15 protein-coding genes and 1 tRNA gene are annotated in these 26,322 nt (G+C 33.7%); 9 read left to right on the top strand and 7 right to left on the bottom strand.

Going from position 1 to position 26,322, the window contains the following annotated elements; genetic code table 11:
* Nucleotides 1-6: 6 nt before the first annotated feature.
* Both B4N66_RS01320 and B4N66_RS01315 read right to left on the bottom strand, forming a co-directional pair.
* Nucleotides 7-1,260: an OmpP1/FadL family transporter gene (locus B4N66_RS01320; RefSeq protein ID WP_291091941.1), complete on the bottom strand. Its 1,254-nt coding sequence runs from the start codon at nucleotides 1,258-1,260 to the stop codon at nucleotides 7-9.
* On the bottom strand, nucleotides 1,253-1,987 hold the full coding sequence (locus tag B4N66_RS01315) for a type III pantothenate kinase (RefSeq protein WP_291091940.1): 735 nt from the start codon (nucleotides 1,985-1,987) through the stop codon (nucleotides 1,253-1,255). Before B4N66_RS01315 ends, B4N66_RS01320 begins: the two co-directional genes overlap by 8 nt.
* 122 nt (nucleotides 1,988-2,109) lie before the next feature.
* Here B4N66_RS01315 and B4N66_RS01310 point away from each other — a divergent pair.
* Nucleotides 2,110-2,182, top strand: a tRNA-Phe gene (locus B4N66_RS01310).
* 51 nt (nucleotides 2,183-2,233) lie between these two features.
* On the opposite strand, the gene B4N66_RS01305 is transcribed toward B4N66_RS01310, so the two are convergent.
* From B4N66_RS01305 to B4N66_RS01285, 5 genes are all read right to left on the bottom strand, one after another.
* Nucleotides 2,234-5,053 carry an AsmA family protein gene (locus B4N66_RS01305; protein ID WP_291091939.1) on the bottom strand — a complete coding sequence of 940 codons (2,820 nt, stop codon included), beginning with the start codon at nucleotides 5,051-5,053 and terminating at the stop codon, nucleotides 2,234-2,236.
* Between the two features lie 112 nt (nucleotides 5,054-5,165).
* Nucleotides 5,166-8,051: an alpha-amylase family glycosyl hydrolase gene (locus B4N66_RS01300; RefSeq protein ID WP_291091938.1), complete on the bottom strand. Its 2,886-nt coding sequence runs from the start codon at nucleotides 8,049-8,051 to the stop codon at nucleotides 5,166-5,168.
* 65 nt (nucleotides 8,052-8,116) lie between these two features.
* Nucleotides 8,117-9,205 (bottom strand): SusE domain-containing protein, encoded by a 1,089-nt coding sequence (locus B4N66_RS01295; protein ID WP_291091937.1) that lies wholly within the window; start codon nucleotides 9,203-9,205, stop codon nucleotides 8,117-8,119.
* Nucleotides 9,206-9,222: 17 nt separating this feature from the next.
* The gene (locus B4N66_RS01290) at nucleotides 9,223-10,764 is read right to left on the bottom strand and encodes a RagB/SusD family nutrient uptake outer membrane protein (RefSeq protein ID WP_291091936.1); all 1,542 of its coding nucleotides are present in this window, start codon (nucleotides 10,762-10,764) and stop codon (nucleotides 9,223-9,225) included.
* 11 nt (nucleotides 10,765-10,775) lie between these two features.
* Nucleotides 10,776-13,868 carry a SusC/RagA family TonB-linked outer membrane protein gene (locus tag B4N66_RS01285; protein ID WP_291091935.1) on the bottom strand — a complete coding sequence of 1,031 codons (3,093 nt, stop codon included), beginning with the start codon at nucleotides 13,866-13,868 and terminating at the stop codon, nucleotides 10,776-10,778.
* A 226-nt stretch (nucleotides 13,869-14,094) separates the two neighbouring features.
* Here B4N66_RS01285 and B4N66_RS01280 point away from each other — a divergent pair, with 226 nt between their 5' ends.
* The 8 genes from B4N66_RS01280 to B4N66_RS01245 all read left to right on the top strand — a co-directional run bounded on the left by B4N66_RS01280 (nucleotide 14,095) and on the right by B4N66_RS01245 (nucleotide 26,237).
* Nucleotides 14,095-15,120, top strand: coding sequence for a LacI family DNA-binding transcriptional regulator (locus B4N66_RS01280; RefSeq protein ID WP_291091934.1), 1,026 nt, complete (start codon nucleotides 14,095-14,097; stop codon nucleotides 15,118-15,120).
* Between the two features lie 199 nt (nucleotides 15,121-15,319).
* Nucleotides 15,320-16,666, top strand: a complete 1,347-nt coding sequence (locus tag B4N66_RS01275; protein ID WP_291091933.1) for an MFS transporter — start codon at nucleotides 15,320-15,322, stop codon at nucleotides 16,664-16,666.
* A complete protein-coding gene (pgmB, locus tag B4N66_RS01270; RefSeq protein WP_291091932.1) occupies nucleotides 16,666-17,322 on the top strand; it encodes a beta-phosphoglucomutase in 657 nt (218 codons plus the stop codon). The genes B4N66_RS01275 and pgmB overlap by 1 nt, the downstream gene beginning before the upstream one ends.
* 81 nt (nucleotides 17,323-17,403) lie before the next feature.
* A complete protein-coding gene (locus B4N66_RS01265; protein ID WP_291091931.1) occupies nucleotides 17,404-19,707 on the top strand; it encodes a glycoside hydrolase family 65 protein in 2,304 nt (767 codons plus the stop codon).
* Between the two features lie 90 nt (nucleotides 19,708-19,797).
* Nucleotides 19,798-20,202: a GxxExxY protein gene (locus tag B4N66_RS01260; RefSeq protein WP_291091930.1), complete on the top strand. Its 405-nt coding sequence runs from the start codon at nucleotides 19,798-19,800 to the stop codon at nucleotides 20,200-20,202.
* 129 nt (nucleotides 20,203-20,331) lie between these two features.
* Nucleotides 20,332-22,188 carry a glycoside hydrolase family 13 protein gene (locus tag B4N66_RS01255; protein WP_291091929.1) on the top strand — a complete coding sequence of 619 codons (1,857 nt, stop codon included), beginning with the start codon at nucleotides 20,332-20,334 and terminating at the stop codon, nucleotides 22,186-22,188.
* 3 nt (nucleotides 22,189-22,191) lie between these two features.
* The gene (locus B4N66_RS01250; RefSeq protein WP_291091928.1) at nucleotides 22,192-24,591 is read left to right on the top strand and encodes a TIM-barrel domain-containing protein; all 2,400 of its coding nucleotides are present in this window, start codon (nucleotides 22,192-22,194) and stop codon (nucleotides 24,589-24,591) included.
* Nucleotides 24,588-26,237 carry an alpha-amylase family glycosyl hydrolase gene (locus B4N66_RS01245; RefSeq protein WP_291091927.1) on the top strand — a complete coding sequence of 550 codons (1,650 nt, stop codon included), beginning with the start codon at nucleotides 24,588-24,590 and terminating at the stop codon, nucleotides 26,235-26,237. The genes B4N66_RS01250 and B4N66_RS01245 overlap by 4 nt, the downstream gene beginning before the upstream one ends.
* Nucleotides 26,238-26,322: the final 85 nt, after the last annotated feature.

Genomic DNA, 26,322 nt, shown 5'->3' with positions numbered 1-26,322 from the left:
TCTGTATTATTCATATTTTCTTTTAACAAACCATCTATCATTTAATGATAAACTTATAAATACATTGGTGTAGTTCTCTTCTACCAGTCCGGCATTGGTTGTTCCTCTTTTTCCATACTCAAAACCTACATTGATATTTGAAAAACTTCCCCCAAGTGGTAGACCTAAACCAAAAGTTATGCCATAATTATTTATTGACTCATTGTTTATGATTAAACCGGTGTTTTCATAATTAAAACCTGCTCTGTAAGTAACTCTTTCCAAATATCTATTAAATGAATTATATTTAGGAATATAATATCCTCCTAAACTAAACTTAGTAGAATTTTCATACTCCACATTATCAATATCATTAAAACGATTTCCAAAATTACTCGTTTGTTGTAAAGTAAGTTCAGTTCCAACTGCCCATTTTCTAACTTCACCAATACCCGCACCAAAAACATATTTTGAAGGCAATTTAAGTTTTGATGTGCTCACTTGAGTTATACCGTCTTCTTGGGGAATTACAGCAAAATTTGTTGTCACTAAAACAGTAGTAATATTTCTTTCATTATCAATATTCAAAGAACCCTCAGGTGAATAGGCCAAACTTCCAAAAAGGGTTAATTTTTCAGTGATTTTTCTATTATACATTGCACCAAAATTAAAATTAACACCTCTTACTCTACTCGTGTTTAATTCTCTTGTGCCATATTGAATGACAGGAATAAATTCGACTGAATTTGTTGAAATATTTCCAAAATTATAATTTATATCGGCACCAATGCTCAAATTATCATTAAATTTATATCCCAGTCCACCAAAAAATCGATTCACACCACCTTCCCCAAAATATTTTGAACTTGGTTGAGAGGAATCTTCATTAACGTTTTCAATTTTATATCCAACTGATGAAAAAGGAAGAAGACCAAGTGCCGCACCAAATTTCTTAGATATTGGCATAGCGACCACTAAATAATCAATAGTTGTTCTTGTTGCTTTTTCTGACTCTGCATCAGTTTTTAATTTTACATTATTATAATTTGCTCCGACTGCGAAGGTTGTAAATTTTAAATGTGAAAACGAAGCCGGATTTTGTAAATTTACATGAATTGAATCGCTAAACACACTAACACCTCCCATTGAACGATTTTCTACAGCACCTTTAAATTTTACATCTCCAATTCCGTAAAAAGAATAAGGAGAAGCTGTACCTTCCTGAGCCCACGTTACTGCTGATAAAAATAAGCAAAAGCCTATCAGAATTTTTTTAATCATTTTTGATTTTATATTGAAAAAATTTATTCAAACTATCCAAAAGGAAATTTGAATTGGCAAATATGGTATTTTTTAATCTTTTTGCCAAAAAAACAGTGTCTCCTCCCGTTAAAATTATGGTAAAGTTTTCATATTGCTGTTTATAACGGTCTATAAAGCCATCCATTTCACAGATTAAACCATTCACTACTCCCGAATGAATGGACTGATTTGTTGAGTTACCAACTAAGTCAATAGGCTCTTCAAGTGTTAACAATGGTAATTTCGCTGTAAACTGATGTAACGATTCATACCTAAGTCTAAATCCTGGCGAAATAGCTCCTCCCCAATAATTATCATTTTCATCTACAAAGTCGTAAGTAATACATGTTCCTGCATCAATAATTAAACGATTTTGATTTGGATATAACAGTGTTGCTCCGGCTGCTAGAATCATTCTGTCAACTCCTAATGTTTTTGGTGTAACATACTTATTTTGAAAAGGAAAACTATCTAAATTGGAAACAAAGTGGACATTTAGAGTGTTTGAGAGTGTTTGCAAATCAAAATTTAAATCTTTTGCAACTGAAGAAATGATTAAATCAGTGATTTTTGGATACGAGAAAAAAATATTTTTAAAATTATTTTCAGCTACTTCATCAGTAAACACATAAGACTCCATGAGTGTATTAAGCTCATAAACAGCACATTTAATTCTAGTATTTCCTATATCAACAACTAAAACCATAGTTTACATTTCTGCCGACGAAGGTACGAATAGATTTTTTTTAATAATTGTTTTGTATAAAATAAAAATCGTTCTATATTTGCACCCGCAATCAACAAGCAGTAATGCTCAAAATTGCAAAAGGTACCTTAGCTCAGATGGTAGAGCAATGGACTGAAAATCCATGTGTCCCTGGTTCGATCCCTGGAGGTACCACAAAAACCCGAATAGGAATATTCGGGTTTTTTGTTTTTACTACATTCTGATTTAATCCGTTTCTAGCGAATCTTTTACTGTTTGAGGTTGCAATTCATCAGAGACAATTGAAGTTGTTGTGGTTTTGACTACGGGTTTTGCTAACTCCATTCCTTCCACATATTCGGTTTCCTCTAAATCTTCAGTTTTTTTACCGATACCAATTTCGGGATTTTCTTGTGTTCCGGTAACTTTTATTGGAATTCCGATGATTCCTAATGGCGGAAGACCAATTCGCATTTTCAAATTAATTTTTCCGTCAAAACTCGTTTCTCCCTCAATTCTGGGTCTAAAACCGGCAGCTTTAAATTTGAACCGCTCAATTTGAATCAAATTATTTTTTACTGTTGTTTTGATGTCGATTTTGGAAATATCCGGATCTTTTAAAGCGGCTGTTTCTGTTTTTTGACTAACTACGTTGAATAGTTTAAATCCTTTCATCTTTACATTTTTAACAGAAAGTGTTCCTCCTCCAACTAACGAAGGAAAAACAGGCGTCATGTTTCCATCTAATTTTCCGGAAATTTTGTAGTCTAATGAAACGATTCCTTCTGCATATTCTGCCGCAGAAGCCATTTCACGAAATAGTGCAATTTCATTGTAAGCTCGCTTTATATCAAAATCGTTGGCTCTAATTTTATAATCAAAATCAGCTCTGGTTGGCGTTTCGTGGAAATAAACTGCATCCATACTCACTTTTGTTCCAATTAATGAAAAACTAGTGTTTTGTAGGAACAATTTTCCTTGGTTAACATTTACTTTTCCTACCAAATTTTCGATACTCAAATCATCAAAATTGATTTTTTTTACGTTAGCATTCAAATCAAAATTAAATTTAGATGGAATTACGACCACGCCACTTTGATCTGTAATGTCTTTTGCTTCTTGTGTTTCATTTGCAAAAGCCATGAATTCATTAATTTGAATAAAATCGGAATCAACAGAAAAACTGCCATTCAAAATCTCACTATCCGAAAGTGCAAAATTGATGACATTTTCCATATAACCATTCATTTTGAAATCAGATTGCCCGTAGGAAGCGATAAAATTATTGAAATTCATCTTATCCTGATTAAATATAAACAACCCTTCACTGATTATAAATGGTTTAGGTAAAAATTCAGAATTAATCTTAATTTCTTTAAGTTCTAATGTTCCATTATTATTCAAATTGCCATATTTGCCTGATGAAGCATCACTTTGTTTACCTTTAAATGCCACATCCATTTTAGCAAAACCGGTTACACCTAATCCTTTTTTCGAAAAAACTTTGTAGATTTTTTCGATGTTTAATTCGCCTTTTGCTTTGATGTCATAGGCAATATCTTCAAAATTTTGAAGTGATGCATACAGATTAAAAGGTTTTTCTTCAAATTCTAATGAAGCGGGAGAAATTAGTAAAGTTAAATCGTTGAGTTGGCCTGTAGCATTGTTTGCAACGGCTTTAAAATTGATATTTTTAATAGGATTTGGATAATAGAGTGACTTTACAAAACCATTTTTAAGTTCTAAATTACCTCTCGTTTCGGGAAATTTTTTCTTTTCCTTGTTGTATTCTCCTTTGGAAACTATGTTAGCAGAAAAACTTCCTTTTAAATCGATATTTTCAATTCCTAGAGCCTGATCCAATTTAGCTAAATCTAACTTTGATCGAATTCTGGCATCAATCTTTGGACTTGACAAACCATTAACTTTTACATTTCCGTTGAAAAAATCTTTTCCAACATCAAAGTAGATGGAATCTATTTTTAAAACCAGCTTTTCTGTATCTAAAGAAGGTAATTTCGTGTCAAAATTCAGGAAAATATTCTCCGCAGGAAGTGGTGCTTTGTTGTATGAAATAAATCCATCTCTAATTTTCATATTAAAGTGAATATCCGGTTTTTTATTTTCTTCTGCAATGTATTTCCCTTTTAACGAAAAAAGCAAATCAGTTTTTCCTTTGATGTTTGTTTTGGTTAGCCAAGTAATGAATTGTGGCGGTAAGGCCGTAAAAAAATCATTAAGTTGACTGTTTTGTGATTTTACATTGAAATCTAAATCGTATCCATTTTTCAAGAAATCTAACTTCCCTTTAAATTCAACCGGGAGTTTATTTATCATCAAATTATTTTCTTCAAAAATTAAGGATAGAGAGTTGGTGTTTATTTTGGTAATGAGTTCTGCGTTTACATTTTTATTTTTTAAATAATCTTCGTTTCCAAATGAAAAATCGAAGCCTTCAATTTGAGCTTTGGTTTTTAAATCGAAAATTGACTCGTGTAAATCTCCTTTGCCCAAATAATTAAATTCTTTGGCTTTGATGAGCATTTTTGCAGATTGATCTTCATAATTCAATCGTATTTTTTTTATGTCTATACGTTCCAATTTTATAGAAGCGGAAGTTGAGTCTGTCGATTCTTCATTACTTGCTGAAACATACACATTGTAATTAGGCTGACCCTTTTTGTTCACTTTTATATTGATAAACCCATCTGCAACAAAGACTTTGTCAATTTTAATTTTTTCATCAAAAAAGATAGATTTTACATTAATTCCGAATGCGATTTCTTTAGCAGAAATTAAAGTATCTTTCTGAAAAGGAGCCGAACCTTTTAATAAAAACTCATCTAAAGTTAAGGTTAATGAAGGAAAATGAGTAAAAAAAGAAAGATTGGTTTCTTTAAAGCTTAATTCTCCATTTAGCTTTTCGTTTGCAAAAGACTTAACCTTGTTCGTTATGGTTTCGGGAAAAAGTGTAGGCAACAAAAAAAGCAACAACAATAATACTACTAAAGTGATTCCTGTTATTTTTAGCACCTTAAAAACGATTGTTTTTATTGACTTTTTCATAGCACGAAATTAAATCATTCGTACCGAATTTACAATAGTTTTAAAAAAACAAAAAACCCAGCTAAATAACTGGGTTTAATGGCATTGTAATATAATTAACTAACTCTCAATATTAATTTTTGAGTAACTTCATCGTTTTTTCACTTCCGTTTTCATCGGCTGCTTTAACAAAATAAATTCCTTTGTTTAAATCACTTACATCAAAAGAATAGTTGTTATCAAACGAATTATTGAATGATTTTACCAATTGTCCTGTTACAGAGTAAACTTCAACTTTTGTTGTAGCAACTGAAATAGTAAACGATCTAGAAGTTGGGTTTGGAGCCAACGTCACGTTAGAATTCATTTCATAATTATTGGTAGACAAAGTGGAAGGTTGATTTCCATAAACTCTGAATTGTCCTGGTTGAAGATTGATAGCTGTTGTAGTGTTTGTGACAGTAATTGGAGTGTCGTCCATCAAATTATACCAAGTTCCCGTGTATGGGAAATCTGGGGTAATGTTTTGGGCTGCAACTGAAAAATTAGCTAAAATCACTACATTTTTTAATTGAGAAGCAGGTAAAGAATTATCGAAAACATAAATTCGTTGACGAATATTACTACCATTTGGACTAATTGAGTATTCTCCATTGAAGACCGGTTCGTTGATTTTTAATTTAATCATTCTTGCCCAGTCGTCATAAATAGCTGTTCTTCTTGGATCTGAAAGCCAATTTTGTGTCCACTGAACTTGTTCTTTGGTATCTAATTTACAATCGCCCGGCAAAAACGAACCTTCATCATTAATAGAGCCATCAGGACAGGTATAAATGGATTGATTATTACCTAATTCTCCAAAATGCCAAATCATTTTTGGTCCTGGAACTAAGATGCTGGTTGCTCCTATAGCTCCCATTCTTGCTAAAGCATTAGTCAGGTTTCCATTAACAGGTGCTGAACCTCCACCATTTCCATAGGTAATTGCTTCATACATTAAACGGTCTTTATCGTGGCTTTCCGGATAACCAATCAATCTTTTTCCAGCAAAACCTCTGCTTACATGCCCCATTCTAGTAATATTTTGGGTAGCAAATCCCATGGCAAGTTCTTTGTATTGTGTATACATTTCTCCCCACATCAAAATTCCTTTACCTTCGTTTAATTTGTAATTTGCCCACTGTTGTTCTTCGTTGTCAGACCCTAAATGCTCAAAAATTACAATATGATTTGGATCTAAACTCCAAGAATAATCAGCGTAGTCTTTTAAAACTTGTACTCTATCTGCTTGATAAGCATTGGTACATCCGTCATCACCACCGGTACAATTTTGGGTAAATCCTTTGGTTAGATCCCATCTAAAGCCATCGATTTTAAATTCTTCAACCCATTGTTTGATAACTCTTCTTGTGTAATATTGAGTTAATGCAGATTGATGATTAAAATCGTCCCCAACACTATAACTATGTCTAGCTGTTGTATTGTAATAAGGGTTGTCAGTAGAAGGTGGTCCCCAACCGTCAGCTTCAGGATCATTCATCCACATTCTGATTCCTGGATTTCTTCCGAAAGAATGATTTAAAGCTACATCTAAAATAACTGCTATTCCATTTTGGTGACATACATCTATAAATTCTTTAAATTTTGCAGGTGTTCCATAAAATTTGTCTAATGCCATGTGAAAAGAGGTATTATAACCCCAACTTTCATTACCTTCAAACTCCATAACAGGCATAAGTTGAATGGCATTAATTCCTAAATCTTTAAAATAATCAATTTTATTAATAAGGTCTTGATAATTTCTATTTGCATCAAAATCTCTTACTAAAACTTCATAAACTACTAAATTATCTTTACTTGGTTTTACAAAATTTAAAGTAGCATCACTCCAGTTGTAAGGAGTTTGACCGGTTTGTAGTACGGTTACTTCTCTTTCTTGACCTGCTGGAAAAGGCGGTAAATTTGGATAAGTAGCTTCTGGTATCCATTGATCATCAAAAGGAGACAAAACTAATGTTGAATACATATCAGCTGTTTTGACTAAAACAGGTGAGTTTGCAACAGGGGTTTGATCAACTACCCAATATTGGTAAGTATAAATTTGACCCGGTGTTAATCCGGTTAATTCTAACCAAAAAATATTTGTTGATGGATCTCTTTTCATTGCATATGAAGTATCAGGTTGCCAATTATTAAAACTTCCTGCAACATACACAAAATCTTTTCCGGGAGCATTCAATTTCAAAGTTGCTTTTGTTGGATCGGATGGGTTATAATTGATACCATCTTCTAATCCGGTTGGTATTGCTTGTGAAATTGTTCCTGGATTTACAACTGCACTAAATCTTCTTGTAATTGTTGAGGAGCCTAATGTTATTTGTAACTCATAACTTTGATTAGAAGTAATATTTGTATGATTGAATGCATAACTTGAAGTTGAAGCATTTGTATTAATAGTCACTCCATTTGCTTTTAAAACATAGCTAGCATTTCCGCCGGTGTTTGTAGCCGCAACAGAAATATTCCCGCCTGAATTAATGATTGTAGAACTGTTATTACCTGGAGAAGTTAAATTAACTTGAAAAGTTCCTACATTAAAAATAAAATCTCCACAAGAAGGAGGTAATTTTAATGTTTGAGCTCCATTAGCATTCCTAAATACCATTCCTAACTTAGTAGCATTTGCTTGTTGAGTAGCATTTATACCAAAATAAGTACTTGGTGTCAAAGTAATTGACCATGTACCATTTCCATTATTCGTCATTAAACCAATATTGTCATCTTGACCCCAATTTCCAATAACAGCAAAACCAAAAGCATTTGTATCGTCTCCAATACCGGCATGCATATATACTTTAGTGGGATTGGGTGCTATTTGATTACAAGCTTGAGCAGCAGTAGAAACTGTAATAGTAATTTGATCATCAACATTAAATGATGCCGGCGTTATTGTTACCTGACCAAATGATAGTGATGAAATAAAGGTTAATAAAAAAGTAAAAAAATAATTTCTTTTCATAGTAGTAATTTTAAATGATAAAAAAGGGCTGTAGGAATACAGCCCTTTTTATTTAATTAACTTTCTTAAAGAGCTATTAACTCATAAGTATATTGTCTTGGATTAGACAAGTCTAAAATAACTTTATAATTTCCTTCAGGACCATCAAATGTTAAGTCTCCACCACCTAATAGAAATCCATCTTCATCCACAGTTCCAAAATCGAAACCATTACTCCACGCATTATTCCCTCTGAATTTAAAAAGACCAGGAGTCATATATATACTGGCTAATTCTAGTTTTTTTGTAGTAGGATTATATATTAAATCAGTATCAGAATCCCATCCTGTAGGTGTTGCTGCACCAATAATTCCCCAGCTAACTTGAACAGTTGAATACGTTAAACCGTCAGGATTTGTTGCGGTAACTTCACCAGTGTTAGCTCTTACTCTGTAATATCCGGGAGTTGCTACGCAATTAGATTCGTTTTCATGTGCTAAGATCCCTGAAAAATCACCATTGTCTCCCCAATCTTTATTTCCCCATTCAAAAACTCCATCTAATGGTTCAACAAATTTAAACTGAGTCTCAAGCCACATATATCCTTCAAAATCAGTTTTACCAAAAGCTGATGCAGAAATCCTTGGTGCAACCGAGGGTCCACCATCCCAATCTGGCCCCAAGTGGTTACCAGGAACAGCCAACTGTGGTAAGTCTAATGTAAACGGTATTACAGCCAAGCTAATTGTATTTGAATACATTGGCATTGAATCATTACTTCCCAAATATGCTTTAATTCTAACATCTATATTTGAAGAAACAAAAGGTACTGCTCCAATTTCTAACATTGCAGCGTTCATTTCAGAAACAGTTACTTTTCTAAAGCGTTGAGTAGATGGTCCAATTTCAGAAACTGCCGCAAATTCTGTACCCGCCAGTGCAAATTGCAGCACATAATTTACTTCCGTTTGAACATCATAATCAGCATGATTCCAAACAAATGTTGTGGCTTCTGCCTCTGTATTCTCTGGAGAGAGGTTGTACTCATTTCCGCTTTCAGGGGTTAATAATTCAGGTCCTCCTGTAGCAGTTGCAACAGAAAAATCGTCATTTTCACATGACACTGCAATCAAAAAAAGTGATGCAAATGATAAGCTTTTTAATATTTTTTTCATTTCTATTTTTTTTTAAATTAATATCCTGGGTTTTGTGTTAAATTAGGGTTTGCTCCAATCGCAGATTGGGGGATTGGGAAAAGGTTGTAGTGACTAGGAATAGATGTCCCATTAACATTATTTCCTTTCCAAGGCCATAAATAGCTACCGCCAGTAAATTTACCAAATCTGATTAAGTCTGTTCTTCTGTGACCTTCAAAATTTAATTCTCTACCTCTTTCTTCAATGATAAAATCAAGTGTTAATGCACCTGGTGTAATTTCACTAGCGTTAGATCTTGTTCGAATTTGGTTAACATAATTTACTGCTTGCGTAAGATTTCCGCCAGCTGCTCCTCTAACCACACACTCTGCATACATTAAATAAGCATCTGCTAATCTAAATAATGGGAAATCTGTTCCTGAAAATTCAGTTTGACCTGAAGAAGATCCAAAATTAGAATTTCTAAACTTAATTGATGGATAACCATTGTTCCACTCTTTGTAGTCGTTCATTTCAAAAGTGTGACCTGCTGTCCAAAAAAGTGAAGCTCTTATGTCTGTAGAGGTATTCAAATTACCAAACAAACCATACCATGCTTTGGTTGCTCTGTGTCCACCCCAACCTGCAGTTGCTCCGTAGTCGGCCAAATTCATTGTTTCTGGATTTAAACTTCCATTTACAATATAAGTAGTATTTCCATAACTTTGACTTACCAAAGCATCAGCAATTAATGGATAAATTATTTCTGGTGAAGTATGATTATCTCCAGAAAATATTCTAACAAAATTAGGGTCTAAAGAATAGTTCCCTTCCGTAATAACTTTATTAGAATAAGTTAAAGCCTCATCGTATCTAGCGACACCAGTGTAAACTTCAGCATTAATATACAATTTTGCTAATAACATTCTAGCCGCAGATTTATTTGCTCTACCATAAGAATTGTTATCAGGAAGTTTAGTTTCGGCATCCAATAATTCTGCTTCAACAAAATCGAATAATTCTTGACGACTAGATTGTGGCAATGGAGAACCTGAGCTTGAGTTCTCCTCAGTAACCAAAACACCCTTTCCAAAACAATCAATCATGTAAAAGTATGCAAGTGCTCTTAAAAATTTAACTTCTCCAACGACTTGATCTTTTTCAGGAAAATCAATAGAATTTAGAACAGGTAATAAATTATTACATTGTGGAACAGTGTAATAAACTCGATTATATAAATACCTGAAGAATTTATTGTTAGCATCCCAACCAGATGTTGTAGTTAATTGGTCTAAACCATCATCTCCCCATCTGTTTTTAATACCATCTGCTGTAAACTCTTGCAGATTTATAATACCTCTTAAAAAGGGAGATTCTCCAGCATCATCACCAGATATATCAGAACTTCCTGGTCCATTTGGTCCTGACAACGCAAAAGAGCCATATAATTTTGACATAATACCATCAATCGCATTGGGATCTTGTTGTAAAAGTTGATCCAATGACAACTCTACTTTTGGCACGGTATCCAAATCATCTGAACAAGACAATCCGGCCAAAAGCAGAATACTTAATCCGTAAAACTTAATTTTTTTCATATTTATTTTTTTTAAAAATCAAAACTTAATCCAACAGTATATACTCTTGGTCTAGGATAGAAATTATTATCAATTGAGTTAAAATTCTCAGGATCTTGACCAGAGTATTTTGTTATTATAAATGGATTATTTAAAGCCGCATAAACTCTCAATGATGTTGACTTATAAAATTTATTAAATCGATATCCTAAGATAATGTTTTCACAACGCAAGAAGGTAGCATCTTCAAGAAAATAGTCAGATAATGGAATATTACCATTTATATTTATAAAATTATCATCTGCTTCTCCCGAATAAAAATCCAAGACGTTACTCAAGCTGTTATTATTTACAGGAAGAGCTCTATCTACCCAACCGGAGGTAAGTTTTCTAGAATTATAAACTTGACCACCAATTTGTCCTCTAAAACTTGAACTTAAATCCCAATTTTTATAATTGAAATTAAATCCAAATCCAAATGTCCAATTAGGTCTTAATGCCTTATAGTATCTATCTTCATTAGTAATTTGTCCATCTCCGTTTCTATCTACATAAGCTCCAACAACAGGATTTCCTGAGCCATCATATAATTGACGAAAAACCCAAGCTGAATAAGGCTGTTGACCTACTGCATGGTTTGCCAAGAATAGACCTGTTTGCACAGGTAATCTTGACTCACCGGCTTGAATAGATTGAACATCTTCTAAATTTGTAACTTCTGAAAAGTTGTAGGCCATGTTAGAATTAAATTCCAAACTTGCACTTTCTGTTTTCAAAAGCTTTAATCCTAAATTAAGCTCAAAACCTTTACTATCCGTATTACCAACATTCTTTACAAAAGCGTTTGTTAGCCCTTGTCCAGGTGGTAAATCGACTCTTGCGAGTAGGTCTGATGTCTCTCTGGAATAGAAATCTAAACTACCAGTTAAAAAAGAATTTTTAAACAAATCAAAATCAATACCAACGTTATACGATGTTGTTTTTTCCCATGTCAAATCCTCGTTAAAAGGTATTGCAGAATATAGATTAGAACCCGGTAAGTACTGACTGGCATTACTTCCTAATCCAAATAATGGAATAGAAGGATAGTATCCCACAATTCCAGTAATATCTTGTTGTCCAGTTTTACCCCAACCTAGTCTGATTTTCAAATCGTTTACCGCTTTGGAATCTCTTAAAAAAGTTTCTTCTTTAACTTTCCAAGCAACTGCTGCTGCTGGAAAATAACCCCATCTATTCTCTTCTCTAAATAATGAAGATCCATCTGCTCTTAATGAGAAAGTAAATAAATATTTATTAACTAAATCCAAATTCATTCTTCCGAAGTAAGACTGAAGATTTAATACATTGTAATATCTATTAGTCGGATTTTGTTCATTTATTTCTGGTTCTCTAATACCAGAGTCTATGTTATATCTAAAACGATCACTGAATCCATCATTTTTGAAATTCTGATAAGAATAACCTCCTTGAACGTCAATATTAGTAATAATACTATTTTCCATCCTTTTGCCATAGGCTAAATAAGCATCCATAGTTGTGTTGGTAATTCTTTGCTTCTCAAAATAATTCAATCCTGGATTAAACACATAATTTGTATTAGGGTCTGTTCCTTGATTAAACCTATAAGTAGCAATTGAATTGTTTCCAAAATTTTGTCTTATTAAAGATTGAGATGCATCCAAACCAAGGTTTACGATAGCTCTCAATTCAGGTAGAAAATGCATTTTATAATCAAACTCAACATTCGTTAACAATCTTTGATTTTTTTGAGGATTACTTTGTTGTTCAAGTAATGCCAATGGATTAGCTTGTCCATTTAGTATATTTCTATTTCCATTTAAGAGTAAATCCTGATAGTATCCTCCAAAAATATTAGAAGGAGAATTATCATATATTGGTTTTGTTGGGTCCATATTTATTGATCCACCAAGAGCTCCACCTTCATCGATGTTGTTTTTTAAACTGTGAATTCCTTTTAAATTGAAATCAATTTTTAAATGATCTTTTAAAAGTGTAGGTGTAAATTTCAAAGAGTAAGTAAAACGCTCATAATCATTTGTTTTCACCAATCCTTCGTTTTTAGTGTAACCAAAAGATCCTCTAAAAGGAACTTTTCCACCTAAATTAGCATTCGCACTGAAATTATGATCCGTTGAAAAAGAATTTCTAAAAATAGCATCCTGCCAATCCGTATCATAAATAATTCTTCCTTCAATTTGCGGAGTTGCTAAATCATCTGTTGTACCTAAAGGTGCGTCAGGATCTGCAACACCCAAAAGATTGGTAAAAGACGGGTGATACTCTTGAATAAATCTCACAAATTCCCCTGAATTCATCACATTAATTTTTTTACCAACTTGGCCAAAAGAAAAGTTAGAGGAATAATTGAATGTTGGAGCACCTTTTGAACCTTTTTTGGTGGTAATAATAATAACACCATTTGATGCTCTTGAACCATAGATAGCAGTTGCGGAAGCATCTTTTAATACTGTAAAACTCTCAACATCATTAGGGTTAATTAATGACAATGGATTACCCACACCTGCTGGATTAACATTGTCTACAGGAATTCCATCAATCACAATTAATGGATTGTTGTTGGCACTAATAGATGAACCACCACGGATCCTGATGTTTGGTGCAGCATCCGGCTGACCACCATTTGAAGTAATTCTTACTCCAGCAGCTTTACCAGTTAATAACTGATCAGCAGAAACAATAGCTCCTTTGTTAAATTCTTTAGAAGTCACTTGAGTTACCGATCCAGTTGCGTCTTTTTTCTTAACTGAACCATAACCAATCAAGACAACCTCCTCAAGATTATCTACTTCTTCTTCAAGTGAAACATCAATTGTTTTTTGAATAGAGTAAGGCACATCTATTGTTTTGTAACCAATAAATGTAAACTCAATCACTTCTCCACTATTCACATTTGACAGCATATACTTACCATCAAAATCGGTTGTAGTACCCTTTGTAGTACCTTTAATAATTACGTTTACTCCCGGCAAGGGTTGTCCAGACGATTTGTCGGTAACAACACCACTTACAGTGCTCTGAGCCAGCACACTTAGCGGCAGTAGTAGCAATAAAAATAACAACTTTTTAGAAATTGTTTTCATACAGTTTGTTTAGGTTAAAAATTGTGTTTTTTGCTTGTATTTTTGACTTCGAATGTTAAATTTAAGTAAAATTTTTGTCTTTTTGAATAAACATTTGTTAAACAGCCTCCGAAAACGTTTTCGTGTTGAAAACTTTTACAATAATGCTTATTTTTAAGCTAAAAATTCCGATTCTAAAAAATAAAATTTATCTTTATTCGCAAATCATTAATAAGCCCAAAAAAACATGAAAAGAAAAGTTACATTAAAGCAAATTGCAAAAGAATTAGATGTTTCCATTTCTACCGTTTCAAAATCATTAAAAGACAGTGCCGAAATAAGCGAAGATACCCGTCAAAAGGTGCAAGCTTTTGCTAAATTATACAACTACAAGCCTAACAACATTGCACTTAGCCTAAAAAATAAAAAAACTAAAACAATTGGAATTATTATCCCTGAAATTGTACATCATTTTTTTGCTACCGTAATCAGTGGTGTAGAAAATGTGGCAAATGAGCACGGCTATAACGTAATAGTTTGTTTATCAGACGAGTCCTTTGACAAAGAAGTCATCAACATGGAAATGTTGGCCAACGGAAGTATAGATGGATTCATTATGTCACTATCAAAAGAAACACAACAAAAACGCGATTTTCACCATATTTCGGAAGTTATAAATCAAGGCATGCCCGTGGTGATGTTTGACCGCGTTACCAATGATATTTTATGTGATAAGGTGATTATTGATGATAATTTATCCGCCATTCAAGCGGTTCAAACGCTTATCGATAAAGGTTTGAAAAAAATAGCTCTAATAACTACTGTAGATTATGTCAGCGTTGGAAAATTGAGAACCGAAGGTTATCTGAAAGCTTTAAAATCAAATGACATTAAAATTGATGAGAATTTAATTCTTAAAATTGAAGATATTGAACATTGTGATGAAGCGATTGACAATCTAATCAACACTCAAAAAATCGACGCTATTTTTGCAGTAAACGAACTTTTTGCTGTCACCGCTATCAAAGCAGCTTTAAAAATAGGTTTAAAAATTCCGGAAGATATTGCTGTTATCGGCTTTACAGACGGAATTATTTCTAAATATTCTTCCCCAAGCATTACAACCGTGAGTCAAAACGGAATAAAAATGGGCGGAAAAGCAGCGAAAATGCTGATTGAAAGGTTGGAAAGTGAAGACGAAGATGACGAACATTACAGAACAGAAGTTATAGAAACTCATTTGGTCGAAAGAGAATCTACGCCAACGTTGTAGTAACTGTAAACCATTGATTTTATTGACTTTGAAAATTATAAATCAGAAAAATGACTTTCATAATTTTTTTAAAAAAATAATTTCGCTTTAAAAAAAAACTATATTTGTACTAATTATCAAAGCTTGTATTTTTACTTCGAACCTAAGTTTTGATAAGCCATAAACCGCTTATCGTATTATTAATCAATTAATTACGATAATGGAAAAGCGTAAGTTAAGTTTCTGGGAAATTTGGAACATGAGTTTCGGTTTCTTGGGGATACAAATGGGTTTTGCCCTTCAAAATGCAAATGCCAGTAGAATTCTTCAAAAATTTGGTGCCGATGTTCACGAACTTTCGTGGTTTTGGATTATTGCTCCACTCACTGGATTAATTGTTCAACCAATTATCGGTCATTATAGCGATAATACTTGGGGTCGCTTTGGAAGGAGAAAACCGTTTTTCTTACTTGGTGCTGTTCTTGCATCGGTTGGTTTAATTTTAATGCCACAGTCTGAAATTTTCATAGCATTTTTACCTGCTCTTTGGGTTGGTGCCGGAATGCTTATGATTATGGATGTTTCTTTTAACATTGCGATGGAGCCTTTTCGTGCTTTGGTTGGAGACAATCTTCGAACTGATCAAAGAACACTAGGTTTTAGTGTGCAAACAGCTTTAATTGGAATGGGAGCTGTTGTCGGTTCCATTCTTCCTTCTTTTTTAAGATGGGCTGGTGCCACAGGCGAAACCGAAAGCGGAATTCCAAATGATTTAATTTGGTCATTCGTTATTGGTGCAGCCATTTTAATTATTACCATTTTGGTTACTGTAATTACTACACATGAATATTCGCCACAAGAATTAGAAAATTTTACAGACGAAAAAGCTCATAAAGATGCGATTGGTGATGAAAAACCAGCAAGATTGTTAGACATTTTTGAAGATTTTGCCAAAATGCCAACCACTATGCGACAATTAAGTATGGTGCAATTCTTTTCTTGGTTCGGACTTTTCGGAATGTGGGTATTTACAACTCCAGCTATTGCTCAACATATTTATGGTTTGGCATCAGATGATGTGAAAAACCCATTGTTTGATGATGCTGGAAATTGGGTTGGAATTCTTTTTGGGGTTTACAATTTCGTTTCGATGATTTTTGCTTTTACACTTCCATATATTGCGAAACAAATTGGACGAAAGAAAACACATGCAATTTCTTTAATTATTGGTGGAATCGGTTTAATATCTGTGTACTTCATGCCAAACAAAGATGCACTAATTTTTTCGATGATTTGTGTCGGAATTGCTTGGGCGAGTATTTTATCAATGCCTTATGCCATTCTTGCCGGATCAATTCAACCTAAGAAAATGGGAGTTTACATGGGAATTTTCAATTTCTTTATCGTAATTCCGCAGATTATTAATGCCCTCATTGGAGGATTACTTGTTAAATATTTATATAATGATCATGCCATTTTTGCTTTAGTAACTAGCGGTGTCAGTTTTTTAATTGCCGCAGCCTTAGTTTACAAAGTAAAAGATGTGGATGATGTAGTACAAAACTAATGAATCAAAAATGTTTCATATTCGACCTCGACGGTGTAATCGTTGATACAGCAAAATATCACTATTTAGCTTGGCAAAAGGTTGCTCACCAACTTGGAATCGAATTTACGCCCGAACACAACGAAGAACTAAAAGGTGTAAGTCGTGTTCGATCACTCGACCTCATTTTAGCCTTAGGAAATATGGAAGCTTCTCAGGAAGACAAGAACAGATGGCTCGTTCAAAAAAACGAAGACTATCTTTCCTATTTGGTGAATATGGACGAAAGTGAAATCTTGCCGGGAGTTTTACCGGTTCTCATTTATCTTAAAGAAAACAACCAAAAAATCGTATTGGGTTCTGCCAGTAAAAACGCAAAACCAATTTTAGAAAAAGCAAAAATTATTGATTATTTTGATGCTATTGTGGATGGAAACGATGTATCAAATGCCAAACCGGATCCGGAAGTTTTTATTCAAGGAGCCAAAAAAGTGAATTTTTCAAACGAAAAATGTATCGTTTTTGAAGATTCTGTTGCCGGAGTTCAAGCCGCAAATATTGCCGGAATGACGAGTGTTGGAATTGGAGAAGAAAGTATTTTAAATGAAGCTCAATTCGTATTTCCTGATTTTACACACATCGATTTGAATTTTATACAAAACCTAATAAATAAATAGTAAAATTTTAATGTTATCAAGATTTTGAAATTATTCAACAAAAACTTGAAACTTGAAACTTGAAACTTTAAACTAAAATTAATGAACCAAGATTATATCATACCAGATAACTGGTCGATTATTGAAGAAGGATTTGAACAAGACCTGGTTAAGTCTTCCGAAAGTTTGTTCAGCATTGGAAACGGTGCGATGGGACAACGTGCAAATTTTGAAGAATATTATTCCGGAAAAACGTTCCAAGGAAGTTATATTGCCGGAATTTATTATCCCGATAAAACAAAAGTGGGTTGGTGGAAAAACGGTTATCCCGAATATTTTGCCAAAGTGCTTAATGCTCCAAATTGGATTGGTATTAACATCGAAATTAACGGTGAAAATTTAGATTTGGCCAATTGTGCAGCAGTGAAAAATTTTCGTAGAGAGTTGAATATGAAAGAAGGTTGGTATCATCGTTCTTTTACAGCAACCCTTCAAAACGGAACTGAAATTGAAGTGCAAGTTCATCGTTTTCTTTCATTAGATTTGGATGAAGTGGGTGTAATTAATTATCAAGTTACTGCTTTAAATCAGGATGCTAAGATTGTTTTCAAACCATATATTGATGCTGGTGTTCACAACGAAGATGCCAACTGGGAAGAAAAATTTTGGGAACCATTACATGTAAAAAATAATGGAAACGAAGCTTTTGTAACCGCAAGAACCTTCAAAACACATTTCACGGCAACCACTTTTATGCAAAACATGATTTTGGTGGATGGGAAAAATGTAAATGCATCTCCATCCAACGTTACGTCTTCCAATGATAAAATTGAATTTTCGTATGAAGTTTCAATTGCCAAAAACCAATCAGCTACCATTCAAAAAATAGGTGGTTACACGGTTTCGATGAACCATGAAAATACAGAAGAAGCAGCTAAAAAAGTTGTATCTGAAGCAATTTCCATCGGTTACAACCAACTATTAGAAGACCAAATCAAAGCTTGGGCAAAAATTTGGGAAATGAGTGACATTACCATCGATGGTGATGTGAAAGCTCAACAAGGAATTCGTTTCAATATTTTTCAATTAAATCAAACCTATTTAGGGAAAGATTCTCGTTTAAATATTGGTCCAAAAGGATTTACCGGCGAAAAATATGGTGGATCAACTTATTGGGATACGGAAGCTTATTGTATTCCTTTTTATATGGCAACCAAAGACCAACAAGTAGCCAGAAATCTATTGACTTATCGCTACAATCATTTAGAAAAAGCGATTGAAAATGCTGCAAAACTAGGTTTTAAAAACGGAGCTGCTTTGTATCCGATGGTGACTATGAACGGCGAAGAATGCCATAACGAATGGGAAATTACGTTTGAAGAAATTCACCGAAATGGTGCGATTGCTTTTGCTATTTTTAATTATTACCGTTTTACTGGAGATTACAGCTATATTCCTGAAAAAGGTCTTGAAGTTTTAATCGGAATAGCTCGTTTTTGGCATCAAAGAGCCACCTACTCTACCTATCGAAATCAATATGTAATTTTAGGTGTAACAGGTCCGAATGAATATGAAAATAACGTAAATAATAATTTTTACACTAATTATATTGCAAAATGGTGTATTGATTATACGATCGACCAAATTCAAAAAATTGAAAAAGAATATACATCGGATTATACACGAATTTTAAATAAAGTAAAACTTTCTGTGGCTGAAATTAACCATTGGAAAGAAGTTGCCGATAATATGTATTTTCCTTTTTCGGAAGAACATGATGTGTATTTGCAACAAGATGGTTTCTTAGATAAAGAATTAGTAAAAGTTTCTGATTTGGATAAAAGTCAGCGACCTATTAACCAAAAATGGTCGTGGGATAGAATTTTGCGTTCGCCTTATATCAAACAAGCTGATACTTTACAAGGGTTTTATTTCTTTGAAGATCATTTCACAAAAGAACAATTAGAGAAACATTTTGATTTTTACGAACCATTTACCGTTCACGAAAGTTCGCTTTCGCCTTGTGTCCACTCAATTCAAGCTGCCGTTTTGGATAGAATGGAACAAGCATACACGTTCTATTTACGAACTTCTCGTTTGGATTTAGATGATTATAATAAAGAAGTGCACGAAGGTTTACATATCACGTCGATGGCCGGAACATGGATGAGTATAGTAGAAGGTTTTGGTGGAATGCGGGTTAAAAATGAAACCCTACATTTTGAACCAAAAATTCCAACACAGTGGAAAGGATATTCGTTTAAAATTAATTTCAGAAATCAAATTTTAAAAGTTTCTGTTCAATCTAATGAAACGAAATTTTCTCTGGAAGGAAACAAACCAATTACTGTTTTTGTAAAAGGAAAAGAAATCTTGGTTGAACCGAATAGTTTGGTAACGGTTTAGCTTTAACATTAAGGAGTTAAGGTTGTTTCATTAAGAAAATTAAGTTTAAATTTTTGTAACAACCTAAACTCCATATTTGATTTTATCAATATGACAAAAAAAGAAGTAACCCAATTGAGTTATGATATTGTTGGCTGTGCGATTACCGTTCACAAAACATTGGGGCCAGGTTTACTTGAATCAGTCTATGAAAAATGCCTTCAAAAAGAGTTAGAGTACAATGGTTTTTATGTTGAAACCCAGAGAAAAATTAAATTAGAGTATAGAGATATATTGATTGAAACGGAATTAAGACTCGATTTAATTGTAAACAACACCATAATTGTTGAAATAAAATCGATTGAAAATTTACTTCCTGTTCATGAAGCTCAATTATTAACATATATGAGCTTGCTTGAAAAACCGCAAGGATTGTTAATCAATTTTTATACTGATAACATTACAAAATCAGTTAAACCTCTGGTTAATGAGTGTTTTAAAACACTTGAACCTTAATTAAATTTTATTCGGTTCATAACTTAATAACCTTAATGTAATTGTCTTCTTAATGTTTAAAAGCATTTCTGTTTTGTATTTCTTAATGTCACTTAATGAAACAACCTTAACTTCTTAATGTTAAAAAAAATGAAAAAGCTACTTATTTTTTTACTATTTTCAACAGTTGCAATAGCTCAAGTCAATCGAATTGAACCACCTAACTGGTGGACAGGATTTAAAAATGAAAACCTGCAATTGCTCGTGCATCATCCGAACATCGGAAATGCAACTCCAAAAATTTCATACGATGGTGTTTCAATTATCAAAGTTCACAAGGCCAAAAGTCCAAATTACTTATTCATCGATGTAAAGATTGCTCAATCCACCAAACCCGGAAAATTCAATATCATTTTCGAATCGGAAAAAGGAAAAAAAATCACACAATCGTACGAATTAAAACCGAAATCAAAACCTTCTGAAGATTTCATCGGTTTCAATAGTTCTGATGCCATTTACCTCATCACACCCGATCGTTTTGCCAACGGAAATGAAGCGAATGATGTCGTGAAATCAATGCAAGAAACTACGTTAGACAGAACTCACGATTATAAACGTCACGGTGGCGATATTCAAGGAATTACAAACCATATTGATTACATCAAAAACTTAGGATTTACCGCTATTTGGCCAACTCCGGTTTTGACGAATGATATGAAAAGCGGTTCGTATCACGGCTATGCAATGACCGATTTTTATCAAGTAGACCCACGATTTGGAACTTTAGCGGATTATAAAATTCTATCCGAAAAACTTCATCAAAACGGCATGAAACTCATTATGGATCAAGTGGCCAATCATTGCGGTAGCGAACATTGGTGGATGAAAGATTTACCTTTTTCAGATTGGGTAAATTATCAAGAACTGTTTGAAAAAGAAAAAAAATACGTCACTTCCAATCACCGAAGAACAAGCAACCAAGATTTGTATGCTTCAGAAAAAGATAAAAGAGAAATGACAGACGGTTGGTTTGTTTCTACAATGCCTGATTTGAATCAACGCAATCCTTTTCTAGCGAGATACATCATCCAAAACAGCATTTGGTGGATTGAAACACTTCATTTAGGCGGAATTCGTCAAGATACTTATCCTTACCCTGACAAAATTTTTATGTCGAATTGGGCAGGTGAAATTATGAATGAATATCCTAATTTTAATATTGTTGGCGAAGAATGGAGTTCGAATCCGTTGCTCATTGGTTATTGGCAAAAAGGTGCAAATAATAAAGATGGCTACGAATCCAATTTGCGTTCGACGATGGATTTTGCTATGCAAACACTCATTCCGCAAGCCATTAAAGAAACAGAAAGTTGGGATAAAGGTTTGGCGAAAATTTACGATGGTTTAGCCAACGATTTTCATTATGCTTCGCCAAAAGACATTATGATTTTTCCTGACAATCACGATATGGATCGCATTTTTACACAGATGGAGGAAAATGTAGAAAACACAAAAATGGCTTTGGCTACTTATTTAGTTTTACCAAGAATTCCGCAGTTGTATTATGGAACAGAAATTCTAATGCAAAACACAGCTAAACCCGGTGATCACGGCTTAATCAGAACCGATTTTCCCGGAGGATGGAAAGGTGATAAAGTAAATGCTTTTACCGGCGAAGGACTTTCTTCAGAAAAAAAAGATATGCAAAGCTATTTGACTAAAATTTTAAATTACAGAAAAAACAGTAAAGCCATTCACGACGGAAAAACGATTCATTTTGCACCAAATAATGGCGTTTATACCTTATTTAGAATGTTGAATGATGAAATTGTTGTTTTAATTTTAAATAAAAATGAATCTGCAAAAGTTGATCTTTCTACTTATAAAGAATTAGGTTTTGAAGGTAAAAAAATGAAAAACATTGTAACCGGAGAAGAAATTATTTGGGATAAAGAATTGACTTTAAACAAAAAAGGAGCCTATCTTTTTACGACAAAAATGAATTAAAGAATGAAAAAACTCTTTTTACTATTATTACTTTCAACAATTGGATTTGCTCAAAATGTAAATCGAAAATACATTTCGCATCAATTGAATGAAAACGTTTTGGAAGTAAAAACTTCAGATGGAATGTATTTTCTTCAATTATATAATGATAAAATTGTTGAAACTTCTTTCGTTCCAAACGGTGAAAAATTCAATCCAAATTCGCACGCTGTTGTTTTAAAACCGGACAATAATGGTTTTCAATTTAAACAATCAACGGATTATTTAGAGATTAAAACAAACGATTTAGAAATTCAAATTGCAAAGTCACCTTTTAAAATTTCGTATTACAAAAAAGGTGAATTATTACTTTCTGAAAAATTAGGTTATTTCAAACGCAAACACGAACCGCTTGAAAAAGTAAAAGGAAATATTGTGTATGATTCAACAGAAGTCATTCAATTCAATATCAATGCAACCGAAAAACTGTATGGTGGCGGAGCAAGAGTTTTAGGCATGAACCGTCGTGGCAACCGATTAGCTTTGTACAACCGTGCCGATTACGGTTACGAAACCCGTTCCGAATTGATGAATTTCACTATTCCAATCGTCATATCTTCGCAAAAATATATGGTTCATTTTGACAATGCTCCTATTGGTTATTTAGATTTGGATAGTAAAAAAGAAAATGTCTTAGAATACGAAACCATTTCCGGCAGAAAAACCTATCAAGTGATTGTAGGTAATACGTGGGAAGATTTGATTTACAATTATACCGAATTAACCGGAAGACAACCATTGCCGCCTCGTTGGGCTTTGGGTAATTTCTCCTCACGTTTTGGTTATCATTCCGAAGCGGAAGCACGAAGAACCATTCAAAAATTTCAAGATGAAAACATTCCGGTAGATGCCATTATTTTAGATTTATATTGGTTTGGAAAAGAATTGCAAGGCACAATGGGAAATCTAGAAGTGTATCGCGACAGCTTTCCAACATTTGAAAAAATGGTGGATGATTTTTCTAAAATGGGCATCAAAACCATTCCGATTACCGAACCATTTATTTTAACGACTTCCAAAAAATGGCAAGAAGCCGTAGATAAAAAAATCTTAGCAACAGATTCTATCGGAAATCCTTTTACGTATGATTTTTATTTTGGAAATACCGGAATCATTGACATTTTTAAACCAACAGGAAAAAATTGGTTTTGGGATATTTATAAAGGATTAGCCAACAAAGGCGTAAGTGGTGTTTGGGGCGATTTGGGTGAACCCGAAGTGTTTCCTGCCGCTGCTCGAACTTTTGGCGGAACAGCCGATGAAGTGCATAACATTTACGGACACAATTGGGCAAAATTGGTTTTTGAAGGTTATCAGAAAGATTTTCCAACGCAAAGACCTTTTATTTTGATGCGTTCCGGTTATTCGGGTTCGCAGCGTTATGGAATGATTCCGTGGAGTGGCGATGTGAATCGAACTTGGGGCGGATTATCCGGTCAAGTGGAAATTTCATTGCAGATGGGAATGCAAGGTTTGGCTTATATGCATTCTGATTTGGGCGGATTTGCGGGTGCCAACTTAGATGACGAATTATATGTTCGTTGGTTGCAATATGGTGTTTTCAATCCGATATTTCGGCCGCATGCACAATCAGATGTGGCTTCTGAACCGATTTTCAGAAGTGATTGGGCGAAAAATTTAGCGAAACAAACGATTGAATTACGCTATCAAATGCTTCCTTACAATTATAGTTTGGCTTATGAAAATTCGCAAACGGGAAAACCGTTGATGCGTCCACTGTTTTTTGAAGAACCTGAAAATGAAGCACTATTGACTAAATCAGACGGATATTTGTGGGGAAAAGATTATCTGGTTTATCCGATTATGGAAGCAAAACAGAAAGTAAAAGAAGTTTATTTTCCTAAAAATGGAGATTGGATAGATTTTTATTCGAATAAAAAACACGTCGGTGGTTCAACCGAAAAAATAAATGTATCTGAAAATCATATTCCAACTTTTGTGCGAAGTGGCGTTTTGATTCCGATGACAAAAATTGTGCAAACAAGCAACAATTATCAAAATTCAAACTTAGATTTACATCTTTATTTTGATGAAAAAGTAACGTCAAGCGAACGGCAATTCTATTTTGACGAAGGAAATAATTCATCTGAAAATAATCCGGAATTGCTTACTTGCGAAACAGAAATTTCCAAAGAAGAACTATTGATTTCAATGGAAAGTAATTCATTACAATCAAAAGGGAAAAACGGTAAATTTCACATTTATCATTTGAATAAAAAACCGAAATCCATCATCGTCAATAATAAAAAAATGAAATTTCAATACAACAAAAAATCAAAAAAATTGGAATTTGATTATTTGCTAAGTACTAATAAAATGAACATAAAAATTAAATTAAAATGAAACAATTCTTTTCCACACTAATCTTATGTTGTATGATTGCAGGATGTTCACCAAAAAAAGAAACCGTTCAAGTGGAAACACCTTTTGTTTGGGAAGGTGCCAATTTGTACTTCCTACTTATCGACCGATTTAACAACGGAAATCCTGAAAATGACTCAATCATTCGAAGAGATAAAGAAACCGGCGTACTTCGTAATTTTATGGGTGGCGATATCAAAGGGATTACGCAAAAAATTGACGAAGGCTATTTTACCGATTTGGGAATTAATGCCATTTGGATGACTCCTGTTGTGGAACAAATTCACGGATCAGTGGATGAAGGAACCGGAAATTCGTATGGTTTCCACGGCTATTGGACGAAAGATTGGACAAGCATCGACCCAAGTTTTGGATCAAAAGATGATTTGAAAGAATTGGTTGAAAAAGCTCACGCCAAAGGAATCCGAATTGTGTTGGATGCCGTGATTAATCACACCGGGCCTGTAACCGAATTAGATCCTGTTTGGCCTGAAAGTTGGGTGCGAACCGGTCCAAAATGTTCGTATGACACGTATCAAAACTTCATTGATTGTACGTTAGTTGAAAATCTTCCGGACATTAAAACCGAAAGTAATGAGGATGTTGAATTGCCTCCAGCTTTAGTTGAAAAATGGAAAAAAGAAGGTCGTTACGAACAAGAAGTTGCCGAGTTAGATGAATTTTTCAAACGAACAGGTTATCCAAGAGCACCGAAATACTACATTATGAAATGGTTGTCCGATTACATCACCGATTATGGAATTGATGGTTATCGAGTGGATACAGTAAAACACACCACCGAAGACGTTTGGGCTGATTTTGAAAAAGTGTGTAAAGACGCTTTTGCACAATACAAAAAAGACAATCCTGCCAAAGTGCTAGACGATAATGAATTTTTTATTGTGGGTGAAGTGTACGGTTACGGCATCAGTGGTAAACAACTTTATAATTTTGGCGATAAAAAAGTGAATTACTTTGAAAACGGATTTATTTCACTCATCAATTTTGATTTTAAAGGCGATGCCAATAAACCGTACGAAGAACTTTTCAATACTTATTCTTCGGTTTTAAGTTCCGATTTAAAAGGGTTGAGTGTGATGAACTATGTTTCTTCGCACGATGATGGCTGGCCATTTGATAAAAAAAGAGAAAAAGCATTTGATGCCGGAACAAAATTATTACTAACACCCGGAATTTCACAAGTCTATTATGGCGATGAAACAGCTCGGTCATTAGAAATTGAAGGAACCGAGGGCGATGCTACCTTACGTTCGTTTATGAACTGGGAAGACATCAAAACCAATGAAAACACCAAAAATGTATTGACGCATTTTCAAAAAATAGGTCAGTTTAGAAAAAACCATCCGGCTGTTGGAGCGGGAATTCATAAAGAAATTTCTAAAGCTCCGTTTTATACTTTTAGTAGAACATTTACCAAAGGTGATTTTACAGATAAAGTGGTAATTGGTTTGGAATTGCCTTTCGGTAAAAAAGAAATCAATGTCTCAACCATTTTTGAAGATGGCACAGAAGTTCACGATGCTTTTTCCGGAATTTCAACTACCGTAAAAGATGGAAAAGTGATGATTGATAGTCAAATGGGAATTGTGTTGTTGGAGAGTAAATAAATTCAAAAATACTTTTACTTAATCAAAAGCGTTTATAATCAAACAGATTGTAAACGCTTTTTTTAAATCATTTTTTTTAGAGTTA

Origin of the sequence: Flavobacterium sp. UBA2787 (assembly GCA_002352205.1) — a bacterium.
GTDB lineage: Bacteria > Bacteroidota > Bacteroidia > Flavobacteriales > Flavobacteriaceae > Flavobacterium.
Note: the sequence above shows the minus strand (reverse complement) of the source record. Positions and strands in the feature narration are given on the sequence as shown.

Bases quoted from the DNA above. Each gene is read 5' to 3' on its own strand.
- B4N66_RS01290 (WP_291091936.1), bottom strand. From the start codon at position 10,764: ATGAAAAAAATTAAGTTTTACGGATTAAGTATTCTGCTTTTGGCCGGA.
- B4N66_RS01295 (WP_291091937.1), bottom strand. From the start codon at position 9,205: ATGAAAAAAATATTAAAAAGCTTATCATTTGCATCACTTTTTTTGATT.
- B4N66_RS01275 (WP_291091933.1), top strand. From the start codon at position 15,320: ATGGAAAAGCGTAAGTTAAGTTTCTGGGAAATTTGGAACATGAGTTTC.
- B4N66_RS01255 (WP_291091929.1), top strand. From the start codon at position 20,332: ATGAAAAAGCTACTTATTTTTTTACTATTTTCAACAGTTGCAATAGCT.
- B4N66_RS01320 (WP_291091941.1), bottom strand. From the start codon at position 1,260: ATGATTAAAAAAATTCTGATAGGCTTTTGCTTATTTTTATCAGCAGTA.
- B4N66_RS01280 (WP_291091934.1), top strand. From the start codon at position 14,095: ATGAAAAGAAAAGTTACATTAAAGCAAATTGCAAAAGAATTAGATGTT.
- B4N66_RS01300 (WP_291091938.1), bottom strand. From the start codon at position 8,051: ATGAAAAGAAATTATTTTTTTACTTTTTTATTAACCTTTATTTCATCA.
- pgmB (WP_291091932.1), top strand. From the start codon at position 16,666: ATGAATCAAAAATGTTTCATATTCGACCTCGACGGTGTAATCGTTGAT.
- B4N66_RS01250 (WP_291091928.1), top strand. From the start codon at position 22,192: ATGAAAAAACTCTTTTTACTATTATTACTTTCAACAATTGGATTTGCT.
- B4N66_RS01260 (WP_291091930.1), top strand. From the start codon at position 19,798: ATGACAAAAAAAGAAGTAACCCAATTGAGTTATGATATTGTTGGCTGT.
- B4N66_RS01285 (WP_291091935.1), bottom strand. From the start codon at position 13,868: ATGAAAACAATTTCTAAAAAGTTGTTATTTTTATTGCTACTACTGCCG.
- B4N66_RS01245 (WP_291091927.1), top strand. From the start codon at position 24,588: ATGAAACAATTCTTTTCCACACTAATCTTATGTTGTATGATTGCAGGA.
- B4N66_RS01315 (WP_291091940.1), bottom strand. From the start codon at position 1,987: ATGGTTTTAGTTGTTGATATAGGAAATACTAGAATTAAATGTGCTGTT.
- B4N66_RS01305 (WP_291091939.1), bottom strand. From the start codon at position 5,053: ATGAAAAAGTCAATAAAAACAATCGTTTTTAAGGTGCTAAAAATAACA.
- B4N66_RS01265 (WP_291091931.1), top strand. From the start codon at position 17,404: ATGAACCAAGATTATATCATACCAGATAACTGGTCGATTATTGAAGAA.